Consider the following 25,802-nt stretch of genomic DNA (forward strand, 5'->3'; position numbering starts at 1 on the left):
ATGAGTATGAAACCCGAACAAGCAGCCGGGTTCCAGAAGGTTTTCGACAAGCTCGTCGGAAACGTGGAACAGGTACTTCTGGGCAAGAACCGCACCGTCCGCCTGGCGTTCACTGCCATGCTCAGCGGCGGCCACTTGCTCCTGGAGGACTACCCCGGAACGGGTAAGACCTCGCTCGCTCGTGCAATGGCACAGAGCGTGCAGGGAAGCCACTCACGTATTCAGTTCACTCCTGACCTTCTACCCGGTGACATTACTGGTGTGAGCATCTTTGATCAGAAGAAGGGCGCTTTCGAATTCCACAAGGGCCCCATCTTCTCCAACATTGTGCTTGCAGATGAGATCAACCGTGCCAGCCCAAAGACGCAGTCGGCTCTACTTGAGGTGATGGAAGAACACCACGTCACCGTTGACGGTGTGACTCACCCCACGGGTGAACCTTTTATGGTTATTGCAACGCAGAACCCGATTGAACAGGCGGGTACATACCGGTTGCCCGAGGCGCAGCTGGACCGCTTCCTGATGAAGGCATCGCTGGGATACCCAGACCATGCGTCAACCAGGCTCATTCTTGAAAACTCAGGCAAAACAAAAAAGGTTGAACTCGAAGGTGTAGTGCCTGCAGAAATGATTGTTAAATTGATTGAACTTGCTAAATCTGTGCACGTAGACCCAGGAATAACTGATTACGTCACCAACATTGTTGAGGCAACACGTTTTGCTCCTGAGGTGAGACTAGGAGCTTCAGTTCGAGGCGCTCTCTCACTCGTAAGCGCCTCAAGAGTTTACGCAGCGTCGCTCGGCCGCCACTTCGTCATTCCTGACGATGTGAAAGCACTTGCTGACTCTGTGCTTTCCCACCGTCTCGTGTTGGACCCAGAAGCAGAGTTTGATGGCGTCACCGCAAATAACGTTGTCGGCAAGATCTTGATTGATCTTCCTGTGGGAGCGCCTGCCGCATAATGAACTTCCGCGTTGTCACCTCGAGAGGCTGGGGCTGGGCTGTTGTAGCCCTGCTCAGCCTTGTCGTTGGTGCTGCGCAGGGATGGATTGAACTCATTGGTCTGGGTGTTGCCGGGCTGGTGACCTTTGGCATGGCAACGCTCTACGCCCTCTTCCGTCATGCCCACGACGTGTCCTTCCACCTCGCGCATGAACGCGTGGTCGTCGGTGACGAAGCACAACTTGTCGTGAGTGTGTCGAACCCGACAGGTCATTCACTGGCCTCGTTAGATGTTGTTGTTCCTGTGGGGGAGCAGCAAGTGGAAACCCAGGTGGGGCGCCTGCGCAAGGCAGCTCACGACGACATCACCTTGCCCGTTCCCACTGAACACCGTGGCATGGTCCAAGTGGGACCTGCTCGCGTGATTCGTCAAGACCCACTGGGGCTGATCTCTCGAGAAGTAGTTCATGGGGATGTTCGCACCCTGTTCATTCACCCCAGAACTATTGGCTTGCTCAGCATGAGCACCGGTTTCGTCCGTGACCTCGAGGGGAATCCCACGAGAGACCTCACCGACAGCGACCTGTCTTTCCATGCTTTGCGTGAATATGTTCCCGGAGATGACCGCCGGAATATCCACTGGAAGTCCACTGCCAAGACGGGCCAATTCATGGTTCGTCAGTTTGAGCAGACCCGTCGCAGTCATCTCATGATTGCGCTCGATACTGAACCAGAAGTATTCGCCACCGACGAGGAATTTGAACTGGCCGTCAGTGCAGCTGCTTCACTGGGTGTTCGAGCCATTCGTGACACCCGTGACCTCTCTGTTTTGGTCAGTGCAGATGCCAGGCCCGCTGCAACAGGTCGCTTGAGCGCCTTACGTGAGGCGGCCAGAGAACTAGCTTCACGCCGCCGAGCAGAGCGCGGAGCAGTTCCTGCTCGGATCCGTGCCCTGTCCACCGTTTCTCGTGACCGCCTTCTCGATGAACTCTCTGGAGTTCATCTGCAAGAAGGCAGCCCCAACATTGTGGAATTGTCGAGACTGGCCTCAGCCCAGGCGGCAGATGTTTCTATTGCCTTCTTGGTGACAGGTGCAGCAGTTGATTCCAAGACCTTGCACTCGGCGTCAGTGGCATTCCCTGCTGGTGTGGAAGTTGTCGTGGTGAGCTGTGCTCCAGAAGCCTCTCCCGTCACGCGCAGGATGGGCAGACTGACCGTGGCGACCATTGGTCGCCTCGATGACCTGCAACAACTCCTCGGTAAGCGCATGGCGGTGTCGTCGTGAGAGCCGTATTCCTTGCCTTCGCAGTCGTAGTTTCGTTGGTGCCACTCTGGCCGGTGTATCAGGACCCTGGCTTCTTTGTTGCACTTGCCGGTGGCGCAATCCTGGGTGCATTGATTGCACTGCTTTCTGCGCGGGGATCGTGGTCCGTACTGCGCACGGTGTTGACAGCCGTCGTGGCTTATCTGGTCTTCGGTGTCCCGCTGGCTGTTCCGGGCGAGGCATTCCTCGGGTTCTTGCCCAGCTTGCAGGGAGAACTGAGCTTAATAACCGGCGTTGTTCTGTCATGGAAGCAACTTGTGACCGTCATGCCTCCCGTGGGTTCATACGAGGCATTGCTCGTTCCCGTGTTGTTGCTGTCGATGGTGGGGACACTCTTTACGGTTGTGTTGAGCCTACGTTTGAGTCGTACCAAGGCACATGCAGGTTTCGCGGCGCTGGTTCCTGTCGTCACACTGAGTGTTGCTATTTGGTTGGGCCCCAGCAGAAGTTTTGCCAGTGTGTTGGTGACCGTGGGTGTCTTTGTTCTCATTGCACTGTGGTTTGTTTCGAGCCGGGTGGGAGTCGCGCGCACGGGGTTCAGAGCTCTCGGTATTTTGGTTCTCTCAGCAGTTGTCGCTTCTGCTGTGGTGCTGGTTACCCCCATTGCTGACCGCACTGTCTGGCGGACAGAAATCGACCAACCCTTCGTTCTTCAAGATGACACCAGCCCGTTGTCTGAATATCGCTCCTATGTCACCGGTGATAACAAGAACAGAGATCTCATCTCAGTGACCGGATTGAGCGCAGGCCAACGCGTCAGCATTGCCACGTTGGATAACTACACCGGCGTGCTGTATTCGGTGGGTGGCGTTGCAGCAGACTTCACTAAATTGCCAGGCTCTATCCCCACAACAGCCAAGAACGGCGACGAGGTTTCTGCCCAGATCACTATCTCAGGGCTCACGGGAGCATGGGTTCCTTTGACGGGTGAACTAGGTTCATTTAGCTTCACCGGTGCCGGTTCCCGTGCACTGACAGATGCCTTCTATTACAGTCGCCCAGCGGGAACCGGGGCGGTGACCTCTGGTCTTTCCGAGGGTGATAGCTATCGCACAACCGGTCTTGCCGCTCCCGAGGTATCCATCTCCTCGATAAGTGACCTCAAGCCAGGCGATGCCATCGTTCCAGCACCTGCTGTGATGCCGAATGGTCTCGATGCCTTTGTTTCACTGTCCTCGAAAGGCAAGACCACAGCAGGGGAGCGTCTGAACGCGACGCTCACTGCGCTGACTGACCAGGGCTATATTAGCCATGGCGGTCCCGATGAGGTGCCCAGTGCTTCTGGCCATGGCGCCAACCGAGTGGCTGCACTCTTTGCTGCAAGCCCCATGGTCGGTGACGCAGAGCAATATGCGGCAGCTGCTTCACTGATTGCCACCCAGATCGGTTTCCCTTCTCGCGTTGTGATGGGTTTCATCGCTCCAGAAGGAACTGATGCAACTACTGCTGTTACTTTCACAGGCGCAGAGATGACGGCTTGGATTGAGATTTCCACGACAGAAGGCTGGGTTGCCGTCAACCCCAACCCAGGTGAGCGCCCTATTCCAGAAGAGCAGCCTCAGGACCCCACCGAAGTGGCCTTCCCTCAAACAGCAGTGGAGCCTCCTGCTCAGGACGAACCACAACTCAACGACAGCTCAGCTCCTGAAGTTGCTGATGAAGAGCAGCCCTCAGAAGTAGATCCTGTGCTGCAGGCCATTCTTGCTGTGGTGAATGCGCTCGGCTGGACCCTTCTCTGGTTGGGCTTGTTGGCCTCACCATTCCTCGGTGTCATCGTGGCGAAGCGGCGCCGACGCCACGCGCGTCTCAGCGCCGCAGATCCCCGTGAGCGCGTTGAGGGTGCGTGGAATGAGGTCCGCGACGCTCTGCTCGATCACGGAACGGCAGCCACGGCCTCGATGACGCGTCAAGAACTCGCTGAGTTGAGTTCACTTTCTGCCGCAACCGGTGTTGCTGTTCTTGCAGACACCGCCCAGTACTCTGCTGATCCTCTCTCTGAAGCAGAAGTGATTCGTGCGTGGTCTGAAGCAGATGGTGTTGTGCGAGAAATGGGTGCGAACCTGACCCGCTGGCAAAAGTTCACAGCCAAGATCTCAGTCAAATCATTTGGTCTCTCATGGGCTCGCTTCACGGCTTGGTTGCCCAAGCGCCGGTAACATCACAACCATGTTGTGTGAGGTCTGTCAGAGCGCGCTTCCTGAGGGAGCCTTGTTCTGTGGTGAATGTGGGAGCTCTGTCGCCCGCACGCAGGCCATTCCGGTCGTGAAGGCAGAGCCTGTCGCCGAGCCAGCGCCTACGCCTGCAGAAGTTCCCCCAGCAGAATCTTTCACCACAGCTCCATCACAGGAACCTGAGACCACGTCAACAAACATTGTTGAGCAGATTGAGGGTGTTGACCTCTCTGAACTCTTTGAAGCCCCACCCAAGCGGGTCGTAGAAGCCCCTCGGTTCGCAACAGAAAACGAACTGACTTCGATGGTGTCCTTCACGATCACTCTGGGCAACGGCGACAGTGTTGAGATCACACAGAGTGGTTTGCTTGGTCGCATGCCGACCCCCGCTGAGGGTGAAGAATTCGAGCACCTCATTGTGGTCTCTGACCCAGGTCGCTCCGTGTCTAAGACGCACCTCGAGTTTGGTGTTGACGGCAATGATTTGTGGATTGCAGATCGGAACAGCGGTAATGGCACCATCGTGCGCGAGCCAGGAGTAGTTCCACGTCGTGCTCAGCCAGGCACTCGCTACACCGTCGTGCGCGGCACCCGCCTGGACTTTGGTGATCTCCACCTCACCATTAGCTAGAACGCAGTTATCCACGAACACTCACCCGTGAGTGAATTCAGTATCTAGTTTCTGGTGAAGTGCGACCATGCGCTTTCCTGTCTTTGCTCTGATCGCTCCTCTCGTCACCAGTCTTGTGTTGTGGCTGGTCACAGGCTCCGCCTACACTCTTCTCTTTGCTCTGCTAGGCCCAGTGATGGCAGTGGCACAGTTCTTTGACGGCAGGTTCCATTCCAAGAGAGAAGCACTCAAACAAGCAGAGCGTGATGACCAAGAGGAAGCAGCCCAGTCCCAGCAGCGCCAATTGGAATCCTTCGCACATCGAGAAGAAACCCTGCGCCGCAATCCACCCAGTAGCTTCTATGCACGCCCCGACACCACTCTGAGGCCTCAGTGGGCCGCGGGGGCACAGAAAGTCGGAGTTGAGCGGGTAATTCGTCTCGGCATTGCACGAACAGGTGGATTACCTGTCATTCTCGATGCCACCTCTGGGCTTGCGCTCAGGGGCTCAGAGGTGGAGACGCGCTCTGTCATGCGAGCCATTGCGTTCCAGCTGGCATGGAACTGGGGAAGCCAGGAAATCACTCGGGTGGGTCTTGATATGTCCGCAGAACCGGAACTCGTTGGCTTACTCTCCACTGAAAAGAGCTGCACAGTCTCGGTGAGCTATGTGGCTGATATGGATCCCATTCCACTGGGGTTTCGCTTTCTCCTCAAAGTGGACCGCGGACGTGCCACGCTCCTGGACACAATTGATGGCTCCGCAATCCCCATCGAGTTGTCGGTGGATCTCCTCAGCCGCGCAGAAGCGAATCTCATCCTGCCCAAGCTGCTTTCTGAAGTGCCACAAGCTGTGCAGGTTGCAGAAGTCATACCTAGCCAGGTTGAGACTGTTCTCAACACCACAGAGCAATGGCAGTCAGCCAGGGAAAGCGTGGTGGTGAATGTGGGGAGGCAGAGATCACACCCACTGTTACTTGATCTCGTTTCTGCCGGACCGCATGCTGTGGTGACAGGAATGACGGGTTCAGGCAAGACAGAGTTTGTGAAGTCCTGGATGGTGGCTTTAGCTGCGAGTTATTCACCCGATGAACTCTCCTTCCTGGTGGTTGATTTCAAAGGAGGAGCCGGGTTTAGTCAGCTCACGGGTTTGGCACATGTGGTTGGAATGCTCACAGACTTAGACCACGCAGAAGCACACCGCGCCATGACTTCTTTGCGCGCAGAAATCCACTACCGAGAACGTGCACTAGCTCACGCAGGAGTGGGGGATATTTCTGAACTCAGTGCGAACGTCGACCTTGCCCGCCTCATCGTGATCGTGGATGAGTATCGCGCTGTGCTGGAGGCGTTTCCTGAATTGACCGCTATCTTCGTTGACCTTGCCGCACGAGGACGTTCGCTGGGTATTCACCTGATTCTTTCAAGCCAGCGTGTGGGTGGGTCTCTGGGAGATGCTGTACTGGCGAACTGTGCGTTGCGTGTGGGGTTTCGTGTTTCACAAAAACAAGATTCTCAGGCCCTTCTCGGCAATGACGCTGCCTTTGCGCTGCCACATATTCCCGGGCGTGCAGTGCTCACCGGAACGGGGTTAGAACAGCGCGAGTTTCACGCAGCACAGCTTTCTGCGCAAGATATTGAGGTCGTGGAAGCCAAGACCGACCAGTGGTTGCAACAGAATCCAGGTTGGACCCCACGATCTCCTTGGTTGCCCCCTTTGTCTTCGGTTATTCACCCTGACGAGATGCCCACACGCATTGAGAGTGTTGCTTGGCTGGGAATGGCGGATATTCCCGAGCATCAAGTTCAAACCTGGGCACAGTATTCACCACGCAATGACGGCAATCTGCTCATTACCGGCCCCGCACGGTCAGGCACCAGCAATGCCTGTCACCTCATTGCGCAGCAACTCGGTGCCGCAGTCATTGCTGATGCAGAACACGCATGGGACGTCGTTGTTGGGGGAGCGCTGCCTGAAGGCGAGGTCATAGTCATCGATGACCTCGATGCCATTCTGGAAGACTTTGATCTCGAGCACCGTGAAGAGTTTCTGCTGTGCCTGACCCGCCACGTCAGACAAGCGCCGAAAACCGGCCGTGCTGTCGTGATGGGCTGCTCTGAGCATCTACGTGGGGTGACCGGGCTGCTCGCGTTGTTTCCCACAGTGCTCGGGCTGCTGTCGGGTAGTCAGCCTGGAAGGGCACGGTGGAACCGGCATGACGTTCAGCTCGTCAAGGTAGAAGGACGAGAAATGCAAGAATCTGAGACTCCTCGCCTCACTTTCCAGGCGAGTACTTCTTACCTCGTGGTCACTCATCGCAAACGAGAGTTCATGAGTGCATCGAAACCAGACAAGTCCACTAGATTCAGCGACCTTGCTACCGAGTTGTCTGTCACAACGCACAGCGAATATTCCATCGTCGTGGGCACGCCAGATGAGTGGATGTCCCGGTCGGCTCTACTGAGCTCTCTGAAGCAGTCAGCAGTTCTTGTTCTCGATGGCTGCACGAGTTCGGAGCTCAGGGGATTACGCCTCCGGTCAGGACTATTTCCTCACGCAGGGTATGGAAAAACCCTTGTGGTCGAACCTGATGGCTCGACCACAAGGGTCATCCTGTGAACTTCTTACGCGAAGATCGCGTCGAGGTCGCTGTATTCGACACCAACAGCCTGTGCAACAGGTGCGTTGGTCACAGCACCAGCGTGGGTGTTGAGGCCCAAGCGCAGTGAAGGATCAGCCTTGAGTGCTGCATGCCATCCGTTGTTCGCAATGGAGCGCAGGTAAGGCAGGGTTGCGTTGGTCAGTGCGTAGGTCGAGGTGTTAGGAACAGCACCGGGCATGTTTGCTACGCAGTAGAACAGCGAGTTGTGAACCTGGAAGGTGGGCTCTGCGTGAGTAGTGGGGTGAGTGTCTGCGAAGCAGCCACCCTGGTCCACTGCGATGTCCACGAGAACACTGCCTGGCTTCATGCGCTTGACCAAGTCGTTGCTGACCAGCTTGGGAGCCTTCGCACCAGGGATCAATACAGAACCGATCACCATGTCGGCTTCAAGACAAGCCTTCTCGATTTCGAACGAGTTCGACGCAATGGTCTTGATTCGTCCGTCATAGAGAGCGTCAAGCTCACGCAGGCGGAAGAGGTTGGTGTCGAGAACGGTTACTTCTGCACCCATACCTGCGGCAACCTGCACCGCGTTCGTACCAGCAACACCGCCACCAAGAACAACAACCTTGGCGGGGTGGGTTCCGGGAACGCCAGGAACCAGAAGACCGGGGCCACCGTTGGGCTTAAGCATGACGTTAGCGCCGAGGATTGGTGCAAGACGACCTGCAACCTCGCTCATTGGAGCGAGCAGGGGAAGCTGGCGAGTGGGGAGCTGTACAGTCTCGTAAGCAATACCTGTGACCTTGGCATCAACGAGCGCCTTGGTGAGCTCAGGCTCAGCTGCGAGGTGGAGGTAGGTGAAGAGAACGAGTCCTTCACGGAAGTACTTGTATTCGCTGGCAATAGGTTCTTTTACCTTCAGCAAAACATCTGCTGCAGCCCAAGCTTCTTCAGCGGTTGCGACAATCTTCGCACCAGCGGCTTTGTATGCCTCATCGGTGATCGAAGAGCCGAGACCTGCTCCAGCTTGAACGAGAACTTCGTGTCCGTTACCAACGAGTTCGTGCACGCCTGCGGGGGTAATTGCAACGCGGAACTCATTGTTCTTGATTTCGGTGGGGACTGCGACCTTCATGACACTCCTAGTACAGTCTCACCCCTCATTGGGTGAGTACCTCCCTACTTTATCTAGTTGTGCGACGAAATCGGAAGTTTTTTTGTAATTTAGATACGGATTTCGTAAAAATGAGAAAAAATAGTGCGGATATCCTCAGGAATCACTGAGGGCCATTGCATAGTGGCTTGGCTCACGCGCACTGCCTGTTGAGCTCAATTCGACCAGTTCGCTCTCGGGTGATAATGTTGACCTTCGGTTCGGAACACAATTTCGAACCAACTGCACCTCTAGCTCAATTGGCAGAGCAACTGACTCTTAATCAGTGGGTTCCGGGTTCAAGTCCCGGGGGGTGCACCAACACTAAGACCACCTCTCGCCAGGTGGTCTTTTTGTTTTAATAAATCGAGAACTTCACTATCCGGGATAATTGGGTTATGGCTTCCACAACAACTCCAGCTCCCAACGGGATCGTGTTGATTGATAAGCCACAGGGTTTTACTAGTCACGATGCTGTCGCACGTATTCGCCGTCTTGCTGGTACTCGTAAGGTCGGTCACGCTGGAACCTTAGACCCGATGGCAACAGGGTTGCTCATCCTGGGTTTGGGGCCCTCGACGCGTCTACTCACCTTCATTGTGGGGCTGAGCAAGGAATACGTCGCCACGATTCGCCTGGGATCCTCCAGTACTACCGGTGATGCAGAAGGTGATCTACTGGGCTTTGCCCCCCAGGCACAGCTTGATCGCGTCACAGACGGGATGATTGCCGACGGAATCGTTCCGCTCACGGGTGAGATTGAACAAGTGCCCAGCACTGTCAGTGCCATCAAAGTCGGTGGCAAACGTGCCTATGCGTTGGTTCGCGCTGGGGAGACGGTTGAGCTCAAGGCTCGTGCCGTCACAATCCACGCCTTTGAGATTCAGAGCATTACCCGCGGATCTGATGAGGACGGCAACGGGTTCATTGATGTTGAAGTTCGCGTGGAGTGCTCCTCAGGAACATACATCCGCGCACTTGCTCGAGACCTGGGCTTCAAACTGGGCGTGGGGGGACATCTCACCATGCTGCGCAGAACCCGTATTGGTTCCTTCCACGTCACTGATGCTCATGATCTGGACAAATTAGAAAGTGCTCCAGAGCTGATGTCGCCCGCCGATGTGGCTCGTGGAATCTTCAACGCTGTGGACCTCAATGAAACTCAGGCTGTAGAGCTTTCTCAAGGCAAGAAGGTTGTGTTGGAAGGGTATCCGGACAGTAAGGAGCCCGTCGCAGCTATCGGCCCAGGAGATAGGCTGGTGGGACTGGTTACGGTGAAGAAAAACCAGACTCGCGTTGTGGTGAATTTCCCCACAGAAACCGAAAGTTCGTAACTCTCATGATCGACTGGTTTACTGCCCTGCAGATTGGTGTTGCCGTTACTGGTGGCGTGCTTGCTGTTGCACTGGGGTTGATGGGACGTCGTCCAAGTGACCTCACCATGGCCTTTGCCGGTGTGGTTGCGTTGCTGTTGATTGTTCAGCTCGCCGTGACTATTGCCGGACCGTTGACAGGAAACCAGCCGACGGGAAGCCTGTTTGAGTTCTATATCTATCTCATCAGTGCCATCTTCTTGCCCGTCGGAGCAGGATTCTGGGCATTGATTGATCGTTCACGCTGGAGCACGGTGATTCTGGGTGTTGCCCAACTTGCTGTTGCCATCATGCTCTATCGCATGGGCCAGATTTGGTTCATCCAGAGCGCATAGTCTTCAGAAACTAGAATTAGCTCAACATGACTGACATCTCAGTACCTGCAACGCGCCGCTCTGGCGCTGGTCGCATCCTGATCGCGGTGTATCTGGTGTTGGCGTTGGCTGCTACTGGTCGTTCCTTCTATCAACTCGTGGCCAAGTTTGATCAAGCACCTTTGGCGTATTCTCTTTCTGCGCTCGCCGCAGTGGTTTATGTGGTGGCGACCATTGCTTTGATTGCTCGTGGTCCGGTGTGGTTCCGCATTGCGCAGATCACGATCGGTTTTGAACTTGCCGGCGTGCTCATTGTCGGGCTTCTCAGCCTTCTCGTTCCCTCGCTCTTTGCGCACCCCACTGTGTGGTCCTACTTCGGTATGGGGTATCTCTTCATTCCTCTCGTGATGCCGATTCTGGGACTTATCTGGCTCCGTCGTCACCCTGAGAAGAAGCCCGCCTAATGTTTCACTGGCGCAGTCTGGGTGAGGTTCCTGCTGGGTGGGGGCCAAGTGCGGTCACTATTGGCAAGTTTGATGGTGTCCACTTAGGTCACGTCGAGATTTTGCGCCAACTCGGTGACATCTCTGCCACCCGTGGACTGAAGTCCACGGTGGTGACGTTTGACCGTCACCCCGCTTCGTTGCTTTCTCCTGATCAGCTCCCCGCAGACATCCTCTCGACTGAAGATCGTCTGGACTTGATTGATCAAGAAAACATCGATGCCAGCTTGGTGCTGGCTTTCGATTCGGAACTTGCGAGCTTGAGTCCTCGTGACTTTGTCACCACCATCTTGCTGGGAAAACTCAATACCCAAGTGGTGTTGGTTGGCCATGACTTCCGGTTTGGGGACCACGCCTCCGGTGACGTGACAACCCTGCAGGAACTCGGTGCTGAACTTGGCTTTGACGTGGTACTCATCGATGATGTGGCACCTGTTGACGGGGTTCGTGTTTCTTCTTCACTTATCCGTCAGCTCATGGCGTCTGGTGATGTCGCCGCAGCGGCAAGACTGCTGGGGCGTCTGCCTCGCGTCAATGGCGAAGTTGTTCACGGCCACAAACGAGGCCGTGAACTCGGTTTCCCCACGGCAAACCTTTCTCAAGAGGCCACTGGGCTCGTGCCCAGTGACGGTGTCTACGCTGGGTGGTTCCTAGACGGAGAAGACCGTTTCCCAGCAGCAATCTCTGTGGGCACCAACCCCACCTTTGAAGGTGTGAACAAGCGCACTGTCGAAGCGTTCTTGATAGATCAGAATCTTGACCTCTATGGCCACGAGGTCACCATCGAGTTCGCAGCTCACATTCGTGGCATGGTTGCCTACACCGGCGTTGAGCCGTTGATTGAACAAATGCATGACGATGTTCATGTCACCCGAGTGATCCTGGGATTGGGAAAGTAATGGCTGAAGAATTCGACACCAAGAACGACGACCTCGGTGAATCCCAGGATGTGGGTGGAGTGAAGGTTGCTGTTGCCCAGTTCGGTCCGGGACCCAACCCTGCAGAGAACGTGAGCACCATCCAAGCGCTGGTTCACGCTGCTTCTCACAACGGCGCACGCATGATTGTGTTGCCTGAATACTCTTCTGTTCTGGGTGGAAAGCTCGGCGACTGGGTGTTTGAATATGCCGAGTCCATGGATGGTCCCTTCGTGGAAGCGATGACAGAGCTCGCGGACGAGTGCAACATTGCCATCGTCATTGGCATGCTCGAAAGTTCAGATAACCCCAACGATAAGCGCCCCTTCAACACCGCTATTGCGGTGTTGCCAGGCGCTGGTGTCGTGGCGAGATATCGCAAGGTTCACCTCTATGACGCCTTCGACATGCTCGAAAGCGAATGGATGCAGGCAGGTGACCCCGCTGAAGCACCGCAACTGTTCACGGTGGATGACATCACGGTGGGAATGCAGACCTGCTTTGATTTGCGCTTCCCTGAAACCACCCGCCGTTTAGTTGATGCAGGTGCGCACATGGTTGCCCTCATCGCTGAGTGGATCTCGGGTCCGAAGAAGGCTCATCACTGGGCCGCGTTGACCTCTGCTCGTGCCATTGAGAACACGGTTTACCTGGCTGCTGCAGACCAGATTCCTCCCATAGCGGTGGGGATGTCCCGAGTGATTTCTCCTCTCGGTGAAACCCTCATCGACATGGGTAATCAGATGGGTGTCTCCATCGCCACTGTCAACATTCAGGCTGTCATTGATGCGCGGAAGACGAACCCCTCGCTGGAACTTCGTCGATACAGCGTTCAACCCCGCGACTAATGAAGCCTTCAGGCGTAGGGTGAGAACTATGACCACGCTGAAGAAAAAGTCAGAAGCCGCAGCTCTTGTTGCGTCCCTCCGTGATGCCTATAACTCAGGTTTGACGGCGAAGCGTCAGTGGCGCATCAACCAGCTGAACGCTTTGCGTCAGATGGTGACAGACAATGAAGGCGTCATCGAGGCAGCACTCTTTTCGGACCTGGGCAAGAGCGCATCTGAAGCGCAGCTGACTGAGATCGGCATCATCTTGGGCGACATCGACTACGCGCTCAAGAACCTTGCTAGCTGGCTCAAGCCACAAAAGGTCAGTGTTCCTTTGGCGGCAATGCCCGCCAAGGCATTTGTTGTCAGCGAACCTGTGGGCGTGGCATTGATCATTGCGCCCTGGAACTATCCCATGCAGTTGCTGTTGGCTCCGCTGATCGGCGCTATTGCTTCCGGTAATGCAGCAGTGCTCAAGCCCAGTGAGTTAGCTCCAGCAACCTCTGCCGCTTTGGCTAAGCTCATTCCTGTCTATCTCGACCCTCGCGCCATTGCCATCGTGGAGGGTGCTGCCGAAGAAACTGGGTGGCTGCTCGAACAGCACTATGACCACATTTTCTACACCGGTAATGGTCGCGTGGGCCGCATCGTGATGGAGGCGGCAGCGAAGAATCTCACTCCTGTCTCACTTGAGCTTGGTGGAAAGTCGCCGATCTATATCGATGACACTGTTGACCTTGAAGCAGCTGCGTTACGCATTGCCTGGGCTAAATATCTCAACGCAGGTCAGACCTGCGTGGCACCGGACTACATCTTGGCCACAGCTTCTGTTCAGCATGAACTCGAAGCACATCTCGTTTCTGCCATTGCTGCGCTCTATGGGGCAGATCCTCTTCAGTCAGCGGACTATGGCCGAATCATCAACGACAACCACTTTGCTCGTCTGAATGGGTATCTGAAAGACGGACGCGTCGTCGCTGACGGCAAGCCGGTAGCGAAAACTCGCTACATCCCACCGACAGTCTTGGCAGATGTGAAGCGGGATGCTCCCGTGATGCAGGAAGAAATCTTTGGGCCCATTTTGCCCATGATTACGGTGACAGACCTCGATGACGCCATCGACTTCATCAACTCCAGGTCAAAGCCCCTGGCGCTCTATGTGTTCAGCGAGAACACTTTGGTTCGTCGTGCTTTCACCGAGCGCACCAGCTCCGGCGCTATTGGATTTAATGTGGCCATTCTGCATTTGAGTGTTCCAGGACTGCCCTTCGGTGGCGTGGGGGAGAGCGGCATTGGTGCCTACCGCGGCAAGCGCTCCTTCGATGCGTTTAGTCATGAGAAAGCCATCTTGTCGAAACCCCTCAAGCCAGAAACTCTGGCTTTGGTCTATCCGCCTTTTACGGAATCCAAGAAGAAGCTCATCAAGGGATTGCTTCGGAAACTGAGCTAACGAATTGTCCGAATAGCCGGACGCCTTCCTTGTTCGTGCCCGAATGACCGTTCTAGACTCGAGTCGACCCACAAAGTCCTTAACACAGCAATGGAGCTGATAACCAGTGTCTGAACAGACCACACCATCAACCCGTCCTATCGATACTCTCGGTCTTTCTTCCACCGATCGTGTGGGTAACTTCGCCGGTAATGCTCAGATGCCCATCGCACCTGTTGCAACGCGCACTGAAACAGACTCACTGGGAGCAATGCAAGTTCCCGCTGATGCCTACTGGGGTGTTCACACCGCTCGTGCTCTGGAAAACTTCCCTATCGCCAAGCGTCCCATCTCGGTATTCCCTGAGCTCATCGTGGGCTTGGCCTGCGTGAAGCAGGCAGCTGCTCGTGCCAACGCCGAGATTGGCGTCCTGGACCAGGCCAAGGCAGACATGATTGACCGCGTCTGCCAAGAAATCATTGACGGTGCCTGGCACGAACAGTTCGTCGTGGGTGTCATTCAAGGTGGTGCTGGAACCAGCACCAACATGAACGCTAACGAGGTCATCGCAAACCGCTGCCTCGAACTCATGGGCCACGCAAAGGGCGCGTATGAACACATGCACCCCATCGATGACGTGAACAAGTCACAGTCAACCAATGACACCTATCCCACCGCGGTGAAGCTCTCACTCGCATTCTCGCTGCCACACTTGCTCAACGAGTTGAGCTTGTTGCGAGACGCGTTCAATGCCAAGGGTGAAGAGTTCAAGCACATCCTCAAGGTGGGCCGTACCCAGATGCAGGACGCTGTTCCGATGACCTTGGGTCAGGAATTCCATGGCTTTGGCACCACCCTCGGTGAAGACTATGACCGTCTCACCGAGACTGTCTGGATGCTCAGCGAAATTAACCTGGGTGCTACTGCTATTGGCACCGGCATTACTGCAGATCCTCGTTACCGCGAGGCAGCCGTGCGCCACTTGGCCATCATCTCTGGTCTCGACATCACCAGCGCGCCTGACCTCATTGAGGCCACCAGCGACGCCGGTGGATTCATGAGCTTCTCGGGAACACTCAAGCGCTCAGCGATCAAGCTCTCCAAGATCAGCAATGACCTCCGCCTGCTCTCCTCTGGACCGCAAGCAGGTTTTGGCGAAATCAACCTTCCTGCTCAGCAGGCAGGTTCATCGATCATGCCTGGCAAGGTCAACCCGGTTATTCCTGAAGCAGTCAGTCAGGTGGCCTATGCCATCGCAGGTAATGACGTCACGGTGACTATGGCTGCCGAGGGTGGACAGCTTCAGCTCAATGCTTTCGAGCCTGTGATTGCCTACTCACTCCTGCAGGGCATTAGCTGGCTTGCCCAGGCCTGCATGACACTGCGTGTGAACTGTGTTGTGGGAATCACTGCCAACGTGGAGCGCCTCGAGGGCATGGTTGCCTCGAGTGTCGGTGTCATCACTGCACTGATTCCATTTATTGGTTACGGTCCAGCTGCAGAGCTGGCCAAGCAGGCACTCAAGACAGGTCGCCCCGTAGCTGACCTCGTCGTTGAAGCTGGCCTGATGACCAAAGAAGATGTCATGCGCGAGCTCTCGCCCGCCAAGATTTCAGGAATGGAAGCCTAGTAACCACAGCCCATTACTCTGGAAACATGAGTAACGCGACTGATGTCGTCATGCAACGCATGCTGACGGTTCCCAATTTTCCTTCCGAAGGCATTCTTTTCCGTGACTTGACACCAGTCTTTGCGCACGGAGAGTCCTTTCGTGCCGTCGTGGATGGACTGATTGAGCCATTCGTGGGTCAGTTCGATGCTGTGGCGGGCTTGGAAGCCCGCGGCTTCCTGCTGGCAGCTGCAGCTGCCATTGATGCAGGCGTGGGAGTGCTTCCTATTCGTAAGGGCGGCAAGCTCCCCGGCGACATCATTGGTGAAACGTATGACCTGGAATACGGAACAGCGACTCTTGAGGTGAACCCCATTTCTCTGCCCACTGGCTCTCGTGTTCTGGTACTCGATGACGTCCTGGCCACTGGTGGCACCATCGGTGCTTCTGTGTCGCTGATTGAGCGCGCAGGTTGGCAGGTGGCAGGTATTGCGGTCGTGCTTGAGCTTGATGCGTTAGGTGGACGTGAGCGCCTGGCGGGGCGTGAGATTCACTCTCTCGTCACGCTCTAGCTCGCTCTAAGCTGGGGAGTATGACGACTCCCACATATGAGCTCAATGACGGTCTTGTTCTGCCCCAGATTGGTCTGGGCACCTACAAGCTCACCGGTGATGACGGCATTGCATCCATCGTCAACGCCATTCATGAGGGTTATCGCCTGATCGACACAGCGACTCGGTATAACAACGAGGTTGAGGTTGGCAAGGCTATTGCGGCCTCGGGTGTTCCTCGCGAAGAAATCATCGTCACCACGAAGCTTCCAGGCGCTGCGCACGGTTTTGATGAAACCATGGCTGCGTTTGAGTTGAGCCGTCAAGCCATGAACCTCGACTACATCGACCTCTACTTGATTCACTGGCCCAACCCCAGCGTGAACCGTTACTTAGATTCCTGGCAGGCCATGATCGAACTCAAGGATGACGGTCTAGCTAAAAGCATCGGTGTGTGTAACTTCACTGAAGAGTTTCTGACCAAAATCATTGACGCCACTGGCGTCGTGCCATCTGTGAACCAGATCGAACTCCACCCCTACTTCCCCCAGGCGCAGATGCGTGCCTTCCACGCTCAGCACGGTATTCAAACCGAGAGCTGGAGCCCACTAGGTAAGACAGAAGAACTGCGGAACGAGAAGGTCATCACCGACCTCGCTCAGGCTCGTGGAGTCACCGCTGCACAGCTCATTCTCCGCTGGCACACCCAGCTCGGTGCTTTGCCGCTGCCCAAGTCAGCAGATCGTGGTCGCCAGATGTCGAACCTGCACAGCTTTGACTTTGACCTCTCTCCTGAGGAGATGGATGTCATCTCTGGCCTGGAACGGGGACGCCTCTGGGGTGGGGACCCCAATACGCACGAAGAGATGTAGTTCGAAAGAACGACAAGTTAGGCAGCGCGTGCTGCTTTCTTGGCTAATTGGCGTTTCACCAGCGTCACAATTACCGCAATGACAGCCACGCCGACGGTGAAGAGCACGTTCGGGCCATTCAAGACCAACAGCACGATGGTCATGGCCAGTGCCACAACGGCAACCCACCAGTCCCAGGTCCAGCGAGGGAAGATCAGCACTGCTGCCGTCATGCCCAGTACATAGATGGCCACCATCGAACTCAGGTGGATGGGAATCAAGCTGAGAAGTTGGAAGTCTTGGGCAAACAAGATGGCAAAGAAGATGATGGAAATTCCCAATGACAGCGCCAAGCTTCTGCGGGGGACTTCATCAGGCTCTGCACCCTTGGCGAAATAGCGGGGGAGATCTCCGTCACGTCCCAGAGAGGCACCGAGCTTGCCAATGGCTGCCAGATAGGCGTTGAGCACGCCCAGAGACACAATCGCCGCAATGCTCGCGATGATGATCGAACCAGCCTTAGGTGCGGTTTCATTCACCAGGGTCAGCAGCGGAACGCTGCCCTTGCCGGCATCTTCGCCGAGAACACCAATCGTGACCCATTGCAGAGCCAGATAGGCGGTTCCCACAATGACCAGGGCAATACCGGTGGCAATAGGGATGGTCTTGCGAGGGTTCTTGAACTCAGCTGCGATGTGGGTGCCGACTTCCCAGCCGGCGAATGCCCACACAAACAAGCTGATCGCCACCCCCACACCAACCCAACCATGGGGCATGAAGGGCTGGAAGCTGTTTTCCTGCACGGCAGGAGCGCCATAGGCAATCACGCCAACGACAACAACCACAAGAAGTGCGCTGAGGCCTAGCTGAACCCAGCCAGCAACCTTCACCCCGAACAGGTTCAAGGTGAATGGAACCAGGAAGAGAACGGCGGCAACTGCGGGCAGGAGAGAGCGGTCGGCGCCGGTGATGGCAACCACATATTCGGCTCCCATGACGGCAACCACCGGTTCACCAGCGGCAACGCCGAAGTAAAAGAGGTAGCCAGCTACCCGGGCCCAGGTGTTTCCCATGGACTTGCGCACATAGCTGGCCACACCGCCGGAATCGGGATAGCGGGCAGCTAGTGCGGCAAAGGTTCCTGCCAAGGGAATGGACAATACAAAGATGATCGCGACAGAGAGGATTGAAGCGGGTCCTGCAACCTGCGCTGCTAAGCCGGGGAGAACCAAGATGCCGGTGCCGAGCACGCTGGCGATATAGAGGGCAGTTCCCTGGGCAATGCCGAGGGTGCCTTTGTGTTCACTCACAGATTTACTCTGCCATGTTTAGCCAAGGAAGCCACGAAGCAGGGCTGCAGAGCCTGATACGTGGTCTGCCATAGCTGCACTGGCTTTGTCACCATCACCGGTGAGTATTGCTAACACGATGGCTTCGTGTTGTTCATTCGAGTGTGAAATGTTAGGTGGCAACAAGGGGATGCCGTCCAGAAGTTCATTCAGACGCATGCGTGAGGTTGCCACTTGTGACAGCAATGAAGGAGAACCGGTCAATTCCGCAATCAACAAGTGGAGTCGTGAATCGAGCATGCGGTAATTCTCTGAAGATGCTTCTGCTGTCTCTTGGAGTACTGCCCAGAGTTGTTCTCGCTCTACCGAACTCAGGCTTCGAGTTGCTGCATGTTGAGCTGCGCCGCATTCGAGGATTTCTCGCAGAATGAGGACATCTTCTAGCTCATCGTGAGTGAAATCCACGTGATGGGTCAGTTCACCATCGCGGCCCATGCGTAATGGCTTTTCGGGCAGGGTTTCAGAGACGAACGTACCGCCATAGCGTCCACGCTTCACCACAAGGTAGCCCGCATCCACGAGCGAAGAGATTGCTAAGCGAACGGTGTCCCGGCTCACATCCAGCATCGTGGCCAACTCCCGTTCTGGTGGGAACTGAACACCTGGCAGGGCTAGCCCTAAGCGGATGGTTTGGAGTAAACGCTCTACCGTTTCCTCATAGGTATTCCCGCCCCGGACAGGCCGAAGTAACAAGTCCCCATTGAGAGGGCTTGTTACCGCGGCCAGTCCGGTTTGGATGTCAGGTGACATTGGAGGTGGTGTTAGTCCAGAGGGGTGACGTAGGCAGAAGAAATGCCGCCATCAACCAAGAAGGTTGAACCGGTAATGAAGGAAGAGTCATCACTGGCGAGGAAGGCAACAGCAGCTGCAAGTTCCTCAGGCTTTGCAAAGCGACCAACTGGGATGTGCACCAGTCGACGCTGCGCGCGCTCGGGGTCCTTAGCGAAGAGCTCCTGGAGCAGAGGAGTGTTGACTGGTCCAGGGCACAAAGCGTTGACGCGGATGCCCTGGCGAGCAAACTGCACACCCAGCTCGCGGCTCATGGCAAGAACGCCACCCTTGGAAGCGGTGTAGGAGATCTGCGAGGTAGCAGAACCCATCACTGCAACGAAAGACGCCGTGTTGATGATGGAGCCACTTTGCTGCTTCACCATGTGACGCAGTGCAGCACGTGAACAGAGGTAGACCGACTTGAGGTTGACGTCTTGAACTTTGTTCCATGCAGGAAGCTCAGTGGTTTCAATCGAGTCGTCATCGGGTGGTGAGATACCAGCGTTGTTGAAGGCGATGTCGACAGAGCCATAAACCTTGAAAGCAGTGTCAAAGAGGTTGTTCACCTGATCTTCGTCTGTGACGTCAGCGCGAACATAGAGGCCACCGACTTCAGCAGCTGCCTTTTCGCCTGCTTCTTGGGGAGCGACGTCGCCAATGACGACGGTGGCACCTTCAGCTGCGAAGCGCTTAGCAGTGGCAAACCCAATACCGCTTGCGCCACCGGTAATGACAGCAACCTTGCCGGCAAGACGCTGGGTGAGGTCAATCTTTTCGATACTCATTGTTTTTCTCCTTAGTGAGGTTGTTCAGGTCTTAGTCGGCAGGAATGAAGACGTTTTTGGTTTCGGTGAAAGCCAATGCCGCATCTGGACCGAGCTCGCGGCCCAGTCCTGACTGCTTGAAGCCACCGAAGGGGGTGTTGTATCGGACGGAAGAGTGTGAGTTCACGGAAAGGTTTCCAGACTCGACGCCGCGAGAAATACGCAGTGCACGTCCCACGTCACGGGTCCAAATAGATCCTGAAAGGCCGTACTCTGTTGCATTCGCCAGTTCCATAGCGTCTGCATCGTCGTCAAACGGAAGCACGGTGACGACTGGACCAAAGATCTCGTCCGTTGCACTGATGTGGTTGCGCGAATCAGGAGTCAGCACAGTGGGGGCGAACCAGTAGCCAGCACCTTCGGGGGCAAAACCGCGGAAAGCAACGGGAGCATCGCTGGGCACGTAGGAAGAAACGCTGTCGAAGTGCTTCTTGTGAACCAAGGGACCCATCTCTGTAGCTTCATCGAGAGGGTTACCTACCTTGACGCCTTTGACGGCTGGTTCGAGGTATTCCATGAACTTGTCATAGGCACTGCGCTGAACCAAGATTCGGCTGCGGGCACAGCAGTCCTGGCCTGCATTTTCGAAGACACCATAGGGAGCGCTTGCAGCTGCTTTCTCGAGGTCTGCATCTGCGAACACAATATTGGCGCTCTTGCCACCCAATTCCAGAGTCACGCGCTTGATCTGATCAGCGGCACCCGCCATGATGCGCTTGCCCACTGCGGTGGAGCCAGTGAAGACAACCTTGCGCACGGTGGGGTTGGTAACGAAACGTTCTCCCACGACAGAACCCTGACCGGGCAGGACCTGGAATAGTCCTTCAGGAAGTCCTGATTGCAGGGCTAGCTCACCCAAGCGAATACTGGTGAGAGGAGTCCACTCAGCAGGCTTCAGGACAACGGCATTACCGGCTGCAAGGGCTGGAGCAAAACCCCAGGATGCAATAGTCATCGGGAAGTTCCACGGGGTAATCACACCGACAACACCGAGAGGTTCTTGGAAGGTGAAGTCAATGCCACCGGCAACGGGAATCTGCTTGCCAAAGAGCCGTTCGGGCGTGGCTGAGTAATACTCGAGCACGTTTCTCACATGCTCTGCTTCCCAGCGTGCCTGGCCAATGGGGTGGCCGGAGTTGCGAACCTCGAGCTGGGCGAGGTTTTCAATATCGCCATCTACGGCATCAGCGAAAAGACGAAGAGCTACAGCACGGTCAGCCGGGTTTCTTGCAGCCCATTCTTTCTGTGCACGCTTGGCAAGATCAATTGCCTCATCTGTTTGTTCCAGGCTCAGGTGCTCAATGGTTTCGCCCGCTTCTTCGGTGGCGGGGTTGATGATGGTGTAACTCACGATGAGCTCCTTTGAGTGTTGCGGGGGTGGTGGTGGGCATATTCTTTTGCTGCATCCACCAGGCCTTCAAAGAGGCCTATGTCTTCGGGGGTTTGTTCTGGGTGCCATTGCACGGCAAGGCCGAACGGAACGTCATCTAGTTGGAGTGCTTCAATCACTCCGTCCTCAGTGGAGGCAACAACGCTGAGGCCTTCGCCGAGCTCACCAATTGCTTGGTGGTGATACATGGCGCCCACGGGGGCTTCATTGCCCAGAACAGAGGCAAGGAGTGAATCTTCAGCAACCTTCACAGGAATGTGACTGAAGTTGCCTTGACCTTTTTGGTAGCGGTCATCTCCGACAACTTCGGGGAGGTGTTGAATCAGGTCGCCACCACGGATCACATTCAGCATCTGCGCACCGCGGCAAATACCAAGAAAAGGCAGTTCTCGATTAATCGCCGCCGTCAGGAGTGCATCCTCGAGAGCATCACGATCTGGCCTGGGCTCATCTGTCAATGGGTGAGGCGTCTGTCCATAACGGGCAGGATCAACGTCTTTACCGCCACAGATAATCAATCCATCTAACCCGTCCAGAATGGTCTCAGCGCTTTCCGCATCGATGGCCTGTGGGGGGAGAAGAACGGCAATGCCGCCTGCTTTGTTCACGGCGTTGAAATACACCTTCGGCAAGAAGGCAGCTTGAACATCCCAGACGCCTGACTGGGCTTGTTCTAGGTAGGTGGTGAGCCCGATAACGGGTTTGCGGTTAGAGACGCTCGAAGCCACGAACACGCTCCCAGTCAGTAATGGCAGAGTCATAGGCAGCAACTTCAATACGTGCGTAGTTGAGGTAGTGATCAACAACGTCCTGTCCGAAAGCTTCCTTGGCAATGGTTGAGTTGGCAAACAGCTCAGCTGCATCACGCAGGCTTGAGGGGACGCGTGGTGCACCTCCGGTGTAGGCGTTGCCTGTGGTGAGCGGCTCGAGTTCGAGCTCGTTTTCAATACCGTGCAATCCTGCAGCAATCAGTGCAGCTACTGCGAGGTACTGGTTCACATCTCCACCCGGTACGCGTTGCTCCACACGCATGCCGTGACCTTGTCCGACTACACGAAGTGAGCACGTGCGGTTATCTAAGCCCCACGCAACTGCGGTGGGAGCGAAGCTGCCATCGACATAGCGCTTGTACGAGTTGATGTTGGGAGCGAAGAACAGGGAGAGTTCACGCATTGCAGCAATTTGGCCAGCCAAGAAGTGGCGGAACATCTTGCTCATGCCGTGTTCTGCGTTCTTGTCTGCGAAGACAGGGTTGCCGTCTGTATCGCGCAAGCTGATGTGAATGTGGCACGAGTTACCCTCACGCTCATTGAACTTCGCCATGAAGGTCAATGACTTGCCGTGCTTATCGGCGATCACTTTGGCACCGCTCTTGTAAACGGAGTGGTTGTCACAGGTGACGAGTGCCTCGTCATAACGGAAGGCAATTTCCTGCTGGCCGAGGTTGCACTCACCCTTGACGCCCTCGCAATACATGCCGGCAGCATCCATCGAATTGCGGATGTCTCGAAGCAACGGTTCAACACGGGTTGAAGCGAGCAGGTCGTAGTCGACGTTGTAGTCGGTGGAGGGGCGCAGGTTGTCGTATCCCTTGGCCCAGGCTTCACGGTAGGTGTCGTCAAAGACGATGAATTCAAGCTCGGTGCCCACAAAGGGGACCAGGCCATGTTTGGCCAGGCGGTTGATCTGGGTGCGCAAGATTTCACGAGGAGACTGCATGACAGGGGAGTGGTCAAGCCATTGCATATCTGCCATCACCATGGCAGTGCCTTCAAGCCAGGGAGCCGTGCGCAGGGTGCTCATGTCGGGGATCATGGCCATATCTCCATAACCACGTTCCCAGCTAGAGATGGAGTAGCCATCTACGGTGTTGTTTTCGACATCTACCGCAAAGAGATAGTTACAGCACTCGGCGCCGTGCGCCATCACGTCCTCCACGAAGAGGCGAGCTGAAACACGCTTACCCACCAAGCGGCCTTGCATATCGGTGAAGGAGACGATGACAGTGTCAATCGTTCCGGCTTCAACCAGGGCTTTGAGGCCTTCTGCGGTGAGGTTCCCAGCTGCAGTGGACATTGTCACTCTCTTCCTTGAGGTAGGTATTCCAACCATTAGACCACTCTATTGAAGATTCCGTGTCAAGCGTTCTTGGGTAAATAGCAGATATTTTTCAGATTAATTATTTGTTAAAGGTAGTTACAAGAACCAATTTGAGGCATATAGTCATCTCCAAGGAATCTCACAGTGTTGTGTGCCTCACCTCGAACCTGGGGGTGCTCAACCCGAGCAGAAGGAAATCTCAATGTCCAAAGACACTTTGAACGTCTCGGGTGTGACGTACACAACCGCAGACGCCAACTATTTCAAGAAACGGACGCTCAAGCGTTCGGCTGGTTTGTGGGGTCTCTGGGGCCTTGCCGTCGCTGCCGTGGTCTCCGGAGACTTCTCCGGTTGGAACTTCGGTATCGGCTTTGCCGGCTTTGGCGGAATGCTGATCGCATTCGCCGTCCTCATCTTCATGTACTACGGAATGATGTTCAGCATTGGAGAGATGGCGGGAGCCATGCCTCACTCTGGTGGAGCATATTCATTCGCCCGATCGGCAATGGGGCCGTGGGGTGGATTTATTACCGGTCTCGCTGAAACGATTGAGTATGTCGCAACCACAGCCGTGGTTGTCTTCTTCTCGGCGTCCTATGCCAATAGTGTGACCAGTGAACTCTTAGGGCTGAACCTGCCCATGTTCGTCTGGTACATCATTCTGTACGCGGTATTCGTGCTGCTGAACTCTGCCGGCTCCGCTGTCTCCTTCAAGTTCGCCATTGTGGTGTCCATCATCTCAATCGCTATCTTGCTGGTGTTCTCTGTCATGGCTGTCTTCTCGGGCAAACTTGACTTCAACTCCCTCTGGAACATCGCGCCAGATGCAGGACAGTCCACCTTCCTTCCTCACGGCTGGGTGCCCATCCTGTTTGCACTTCCCTACGCCATGTGGTTCTTCCTGGGTATTGAGGAACTTCCTCTTGCTGCTGAAGAATCTCACGACCCCGTCAAGGACATTCCTCGTGCAGGTCTGATTGCTCGCACCACGCTGATTGTGACTGGTCTGCTGGTTCTGTTCCTCAACACCGCCCTCGTTGGCGCTGAAGGAATCAGCGCTGCAGGCGAGCCATTGCTTGATGGCTTCCGTGCCATGGTCGGTGACGGTGCTGCTGCCGTGCTCGCACTCTTCGCGTTGATTGGTCTGCTTGCTTCCCTGCAGGGAATCATGTTCGCCTACGGTCGCAACATGTACTCACTCTCCCGAGCTGGTTACTACCCCAAGGTCCTGTCTTTGACAGGCAAGCGAGAGACTCCTTACGTTGCTTTGACTGTTGGTGCAGTCATTGGTTTCTTGGCCCTTATCGCTGTTGACTCCCTGGGTGGAGCAAGTGGTGTTGCGGGAGCTATCGTGCTCAACATCGCTGTATGGGGTGCTGTTATTGCCTACATCCTGCAAATGGTCTCCTTTGTGATCCTGCGCAAGAAGTTCCCCAAGGCCAACCGTCCTTACAAGAGCCCCTGGGGAGTACCCGGTGCTGTTATTGCGGCGATTGTGTCCCTGGCAATCTTCTTCGGATTCTTCATCAATGAGCCCGCTCGCCCAGCCATCGTCGCCATTGCGGTTATTTACGCACTGATGTTGATTGGCTTTGCGCTCTGGGGCCGCAAGCGCCTCGTGCTCTCACCCGAAGAGGAATACGCCGTCTCAGGTGGTCTCCACGGAGATCCTCAGAAAGAAGGCTACGGCGGAAAGATAGAGAAGGAACTTCTCGCTTCCGACGGAGTCGACGGAGAAAAGTAACTCAGAAATACAACAGGGGCCGGTTCCTTCGGGAGCCGGCCCTTTTCTCTGCCAGAATTAACCCATGACTGAACACAACCTCACTAAGCCAGAAATCGATGCACCTATGGGCGATGCTCCATCGGAGCTCACCATCACAGACATCGTTGTCGGCGACGGCGCAGAAGCAACCGCCGGTGCAACCGTTGACGTGCACTACGTCGGTGTTGAATACGAAACCGGCGAAGAATTCGATGCTTCCTGGAACCGTGGCGAATCCATCAACTTCCCTCTCCAGGCCCTCATCTCCGGATGGCAAGAAGGTATCCCTGGAATGAAGGTAGGCGGACGCCGCATGCTCGTGTGCCCTCCCGCTAAGGCATACGGTCCAGCTGGTGGCGGTCACCGCCTCTCCGGCAAGACCCTCATCTTCGTTATCGACCTGCTGGGCGTTAGCTAAG

General features: G+C 55.6%; 23 protein-coding genes and 1 tRNA gene. 17 read left to right on the forward strand and 7 right to left on the reverse strand.

Going from position 1 to position 25,802, the window contains the following annotated elements:
- From M2118_RS01875 to M2118_RS01895, 5 genes are all read left to right on the forward strand, one after another.
- A complete protein-coding gene (locus tag M2118_RS01875) occupies window positions 1-963 on the forward strand; it encodes an AAA family ATPase (protein WP_280794261.1) in 963 nt (320 codons plus the stop codon).
- Window positions 963-2,228: a DUF58 domain-containing protein gene (locus M2118_RS01880; RefSeq protein WP_280794262.1), complete on the forward strand. Its 1,266-nt coding sequence runs from the start codon at window positions 963-965 to the stop codon at window positions 2,226-2,228. The genes M2118_RS01875 and M2118_RS01880 overlap by 1 nt, the downstream gene beginning before the upstream one ends.
- Window positions 2,225-4,423 carry a transglutaminase domain-containing protein gene (locus M2118_RS01885; RefSeq protein ID WP_280794263.1) on the forward strand — a complete coding sequence of 733 codons (2,199 nt, stop codon included), beginning with the start codon at window positions 2,225-2,227 and terminating at the stop codon, window positions 4,421-4,423. Before M2118_RS01880 ends, M2118_RS01885 begins: the two co-directional genes overlap by 4 nt.
- Before the next feature lie 10 nt (window positions 4,424-4,433).
- Window positions 4,434-5,069: an FHA domain-containing protein gene (locus M2118_RS01890; protein WP_280794264.1), complete on the forward strand. Its 636-nt coding sequence runs from the start codon at window positions 4,434-4,436 to the stop codon at window positions 5,067-5,069.
- Between the two features lie 67 nt (window positions 5,070-5,136).
- A complete protein-coding gene (locus tag M2118_RS01895) occupies window positions 5,137-7,668 on the forward strand; it encodes an FtsK/SpoIIIE domain-containing protein (protein WP_280794265.1) in 2,532 nt (843 codons plus the stop codon).
- Window positions 7,669-7,673: 5 nt separating this feature from the next.
- On the opposite strand, the gene ald is transcribed toward M2118_RS01895, so the two are convergent.
- A complete protein-coding gene (ald, locus tag M2118_RS01900; protein WP_280794266.1) occupies window positions 7,674-8,789 on the reverse strand; it encodes an alanine dehydrogenase in 1,116 nt (371 codons plus the stop codon).
- A gap of 263 nt (window positions 8,790-9,052) precedes the next feature.
- Here ald and M2118_RS01905 point away from each other — a divergent pair.
- The 10 genes from M2118_RS01905 (at window position 9,053) to M2118_RS01950 (ending at window position 17,205) form a co-directional block, all read left to right on the forward strand.
- A tRNA-Lys gene (locus M2118_RS01905) sits at window positions 9,053-9,128 on the forward strand.
- A gap of 77 nt (window positions 9,129-9,205) precedes the next feature.
- On the forward strand, window positions 9,206-10,141 hold the full coding sequence (gene truB, locus M2118_RS01910) for a tRNA pseudouridine(55) synthase TruB (RefSeq protein ID WP_280794267.1): 936 nt from the start codon (window positions 9,206-9,208) through the stop codon (window positions 10,139-10,141).
- A 5-nt stretch (window positions 10,142-10,146) separates the two neighbouring features.
- Window positions 10,147-10,515: a hypothetical protein gene (locus M2118_RS01915; RefSeq protein WP_280794268.1), complete on the forward strand. Its 369-nt coding sequence runs from the start codon at window positions 10,147-10,149 to the stop codon at window positions 10,513-10,515.
- Between the two features lie 26 nt (window positions 10,516-10,541).
- Window positions 10,542-10,958 carry a hypothetical protein gene (locus M2118_RS01920; RefSeq protein ID WP_280794269.1) on the forward strand — a complete coding sequence of 139 codons (417 nt, stop codon included), beginning with the start codon at window positions 10,542-10,544 and terminating at the stop codon, window positions 10,956-10,958.
- A complete protein-coding gene (locus tag M2118_RS01925) occupies window positions 10,958-11,896 on the forward strand; it encodes a bifunctional riboflavin kinase/FAD synthetase (protein ID WP_280794270.1) in 939 nt (312 codons plus the stop codon). Before M2118_RS01920 ends, M2118_RS01925 begins: the two co-directional genes overlap by 1 nt.
- Window positions 11,896-12,762: a carbon-nitrogen hydrolase family protein gene (locus M2118_RS01930; protein ID WP_280794271.1), complete on the forward strand. Its 867-nt coding sequence runs from the start codon at window positions 11,896-11,898 to the stop codon at window positions 12,760-12,762. The genes M2118_RS01925 and M2118_RS01930 overlap by 1 nt, the downstream gene beginning before the upstream one ends.
- Before the next feature lie 28 nt (window positions 12,763-12,790).
- Window positions 12,791-14,194, forward strand: a complete 1,404-nt coding sequence (locus M2118_RS01935) for an aldehyde dehydrogenase family protein (RefSeq protein ID WP_280794272.1) — start codon at window positions 12,791-12,793, stop codon at window positions 14,192-14,194.
- Between the two features lie 199 nt (window positions 14,195-14,393).
- On the forward strand, window positions 14,394-15,803 hold the full coding sequence (locus M2118_RS01940; RefSeq protein WP_280794389.1) for an aspartate ammonia-lyase: 1,410 nt from the start codon (window positions 14,394-14,396) through the stop codon (window positions 15,801-15,803).
- A gap of 26 nt (window positions 15,804-15,829) precedes the next feature.
- Complete coding sequence (locus tag M2118_RS01945; RefSeq protein ID WP_280794273.1) at window positions 15,830-16,354, forward strand: adenine phosphoribosyltransferase; 525 nt, start codon at window positions 15,830-15,832, stop codon at window positions 16,352-16,354.
- A 20-nt stretch (window positions 16,355-16,374) separates the two neighbouring features.
- Window positions 16,375-17,205 carry an aldo/keto reductase gene (locus tag M2118_RS01950; protein ID WP_280794274.1) on the forward strand — a complete coding sequence of 277 codons (831 nt, stop codon included), beginning with the start codon at window positions 16,375-16,377 and terminating at the stop codon, window positions 17,203-17,205.
- Window positions 17,206-17,222: 17 nt separating this feature from the next.
- Here M2118_RS01950 and M2118_RS01955 read toward each other — a convergent pair whose 3' ends face one another.
- From M2118_RS01955 to M2118_RS01980, 6 genes are read right to left on the reverse strand one after another with little or no spacing between them, the layout of a single operon-like run.
- Window positions 17,223-18,494, reverse strand: a complete 1,272-nt coding sequence (locus tag M2118_RS01955) for an APC family permease (RefSeq protein WP_280794275.1) — start codon at window positions 18,492-18,494, stop codon at window positions 17,223-17,225.
- An 18-nt stretch (window positions 18,495-18,512) separates the two neighbouring features.
- The gene (locus M2118_RS01960) at window positions 18,513-19,283 is read right to left on the reverse strand and encodes a FadR/GntR family transcriptional regulator (protein WP_280794276.1); all 771 of its coding nucleotides are present in this window, start codon (window positions 19,281-19,283) and stop codon (window positions 18,513-18,515) included.
- Window positions 19,284-19,294: 11 nt separating this feature from the next.
- Complete coding sequence (locus M2118_RS01965; RefSeq protein ID WP_280794277.1) at window positions 19,295-20,089, reverse strand: 3-oxoacyl-ACP reductase; 795 nt, start codon at window positions 20,087-20,089, stop codon at window positions 19,295-19,297.
- Between the two features lie 31 nt (window positions 20,090-20,120).
- Window positions 20,121-21,482, reverse strand: coding sequence for an aldehyde dehydrogenase family protein (locus M2118_RS01970; protein WP_280794390.1), 1,362 nt, complete (start codon window positions 21,480-21,482; stop codon window positions 20,121-20,123).
- Window positions 21,476-22,246, reverse strand: a complete 771-nt coding sequence (locus M2118_RS01975) for a gamma-glutamyl-gamma-aminobutyrate hydrolase family protein (RefSeq protein WP_280794278.1) — start codon at window positions 22,244-22,246, stop codon at window positions 21,476-21,478. The genes M2118_RS01970 and M2118_RS01975 overlap by 7 nt, the downstream gene beginning before the upstream one ends.
- Entirely contained in the window at window positions 22,227-23,594 is a 1,368-nt protein-coding gene (locus M2118_RS01980; RefSeq protein WP_280794279.1) for a glutamine synthetase family protein, read from the reverse strand. Before M2118_RS01980 ends, M2118_RS01975 begins: the two co-directional genes overlap by 20 nt.
- Window positions 23,595-23,820: 226 nt before the next feature.
- Here M2118_RS01980 and M2118_RS01985 point away from each other — a divergent pair, with 226 nt between their 5' ends.
- Both M2118_RS01985 and M2118_RS01990 read left to right on the forward strand, forming a co-directional pair.
- Window positions 23,821-25,362 (forward strand): amino acid permease, encoded by a 1,542-nt coding sequence (locus tag M2118_RS01985; RefSeq protein WP_280794280.1) that lies wholly within the window; start codon window positions 23,821-23,823, stop codon window positions 25,360-25,362.
- A 64-nt stretch (window positions 25,363-25,426) separates the two neighbouring features.
- Window positions 25,427-25,801 carry an FKBP-type peptidyl-prolyl cis-trans isomerase gene (locus M2118_RS01990; RefSeq protein WP_280794281.1) on the forward strand — a complete coding sequence of 125 codons (375 nt, stop codon included), beginning with the start codon at window positions 25,427-25,429 and terminating at the stop codon, window positions 25,799-25,801.
- Window position 25,802: the final 1 nt, after the last annotated feature.

The organism is Aurantimicrobium minutum, assembly GCF_029892845.1.
Classification (GTDB): domain Bacteria; phylum Actinomycetota; class Actinomycetes; order Actinomycetales; family Microbacteriaceae; genus Aurantimicrobium; species Aurantimicrobium minutum_B.

What these genes read in the sequence shown, in the direction of transcription:
- M2118_RS01875 (WP_280794261.1), top strand. Translation starts at nt 1, where the DNA reads ATGAGTATGAAACCCGAACAAGCAGCCGGGTTCCAGAAGGTTTTCGAC.
- M2118_RS01880 (WP_280794262.1), top strand. Translation starts at nt 963, where the DNA reads ATGAACTTCCGCGTTGTCACCTCGAGAGGCTGGGGCTGGGCTGTTGTA.
- M2118_RS01890 (WP_280794264.1), top strand. Translation starts at nt 4,434, where the DNA reads ATGTTGTGTGAGGTCTGTCAGAGCGCGCTTCCTGAGGGAGCCTTGTTC.
- M2118_RS01895 (WP_280794265.1), top strand. Translation starts at nt 5,137, where the DNA reads ATGCGCTTTCCTGTCTTTGCTCTGATCGCTCCTCTCGTCACCAGTCTT.
- ald (WP_280794266.1), bottom strand. Translation starts at nt 8,789, where the DNA reads ATGAAGGTCGCAGTCCCCACCGAAATCAAGAACAATGAGTTCCGCGTT.
- truB (WP_280794267.1), top strand. Translation starts at nt 9,206, where the DNA reads ATGGCTTCCACAACAACTCCAGCTCCCAACGGGATCGTGTTGATTGAT.
- M2118_RS01915 (WP_280794268.1), top strand. Translation starts at nt 10,147, where the DNA reads ATGATCGACTGGTTTACTGCCCTGCAGATTGGTGTTGCCGTTACTGGT.
- M2118_RS01920 (WP_280794269.1), top strand. Translation starts at nt 10,542, where the DNA reads ATGACTGACATCTCAGTACCTGCAACGCGCCGCTCTGGCGCTGGTCGC.
- M2118_RS01925 (WP_280794270.1), top strand. Translation starts at nt 10,958, where the DNA reads ATGTTTCACTGGCGCAGTCTGGGTGAGGTTCCTGCTGGGTGGGGGCCA.
- M2118_RS01930 (WP_280794271.1), top strand. Translation starts at nt 11,896, where the DNA reads ATGGCTGAAGAATTCGACACCAAGAACGACGACCTCGGTGAATCCCAG.
- M2118_RS01935 (WP_280794272.1), top strand. Translation starts at nt 12,791, where the DNA reads ATGACCACGCTGAAGAAAAAGTCAGAAGCCGCAGCTCTTGTTGCGTCC.
- M2118_RS01940 (WP_280794389.1), top strand. Translation starts at nt 14,394, where the DNA reads ATGCCCATCGCACCTGTTGCAACGCGCACTGAAACAGACTCACTGGGA.
- M2118_RS01945 (WP_280794273.1), top strand. Translation starts at nt 15,830, where the DNA reads ATGAGTAACGCGACTGATGTCGTCATGCAACGCATGCTGACGGTTCCC.
- M2118_RS01950 (WP_280794274.1), top strand. Translation starts at nt 16,375, where the DNA reads ATGACGACTCCCACATATGAGCTCAATGACGGTCTTGTTCTGCCCCAG.
- M2118_RS01960 (WP_280794276.1), bottom strand. Translation starts at nt 19,283, where the DNA reads ATGTCACCTGACATCCAAACCGGACTGGCCGCGGTAACAAGCCCTCTC.
- M2118_RS01965 (WP_280794277.1), bottom strand. Translation starts at nt 20,089, where the DNA reads ATGAGTATCGAAAAGATTGACCTCACCCAGCGTCTTGCCGGCAAGGTT.
- M2118_RS01980 (WP_280794279.1), bottom strand. Translation starts at nt 23,594, where the DNA reads ATGTCCACTGCAGCTGGGAACCTCACCGCAGAAGGCCTCAAAGCCCTG.
- M2118_RS01985 (WP_280794280.1), top strand. Translation starts at nt 23,821, where the DNA reads ATGTCCAAAGACACTTTGAACGTCTCGGGTGTGACGTACACAACCGCA.
- M2118_RS01990 (WP_280794281.1), top strand. Translation starts at nt 25,427, where the DNA reads ATGACTGAACACAACCTCACTAAGCCAGAAATCGATGCACCTATGGGC.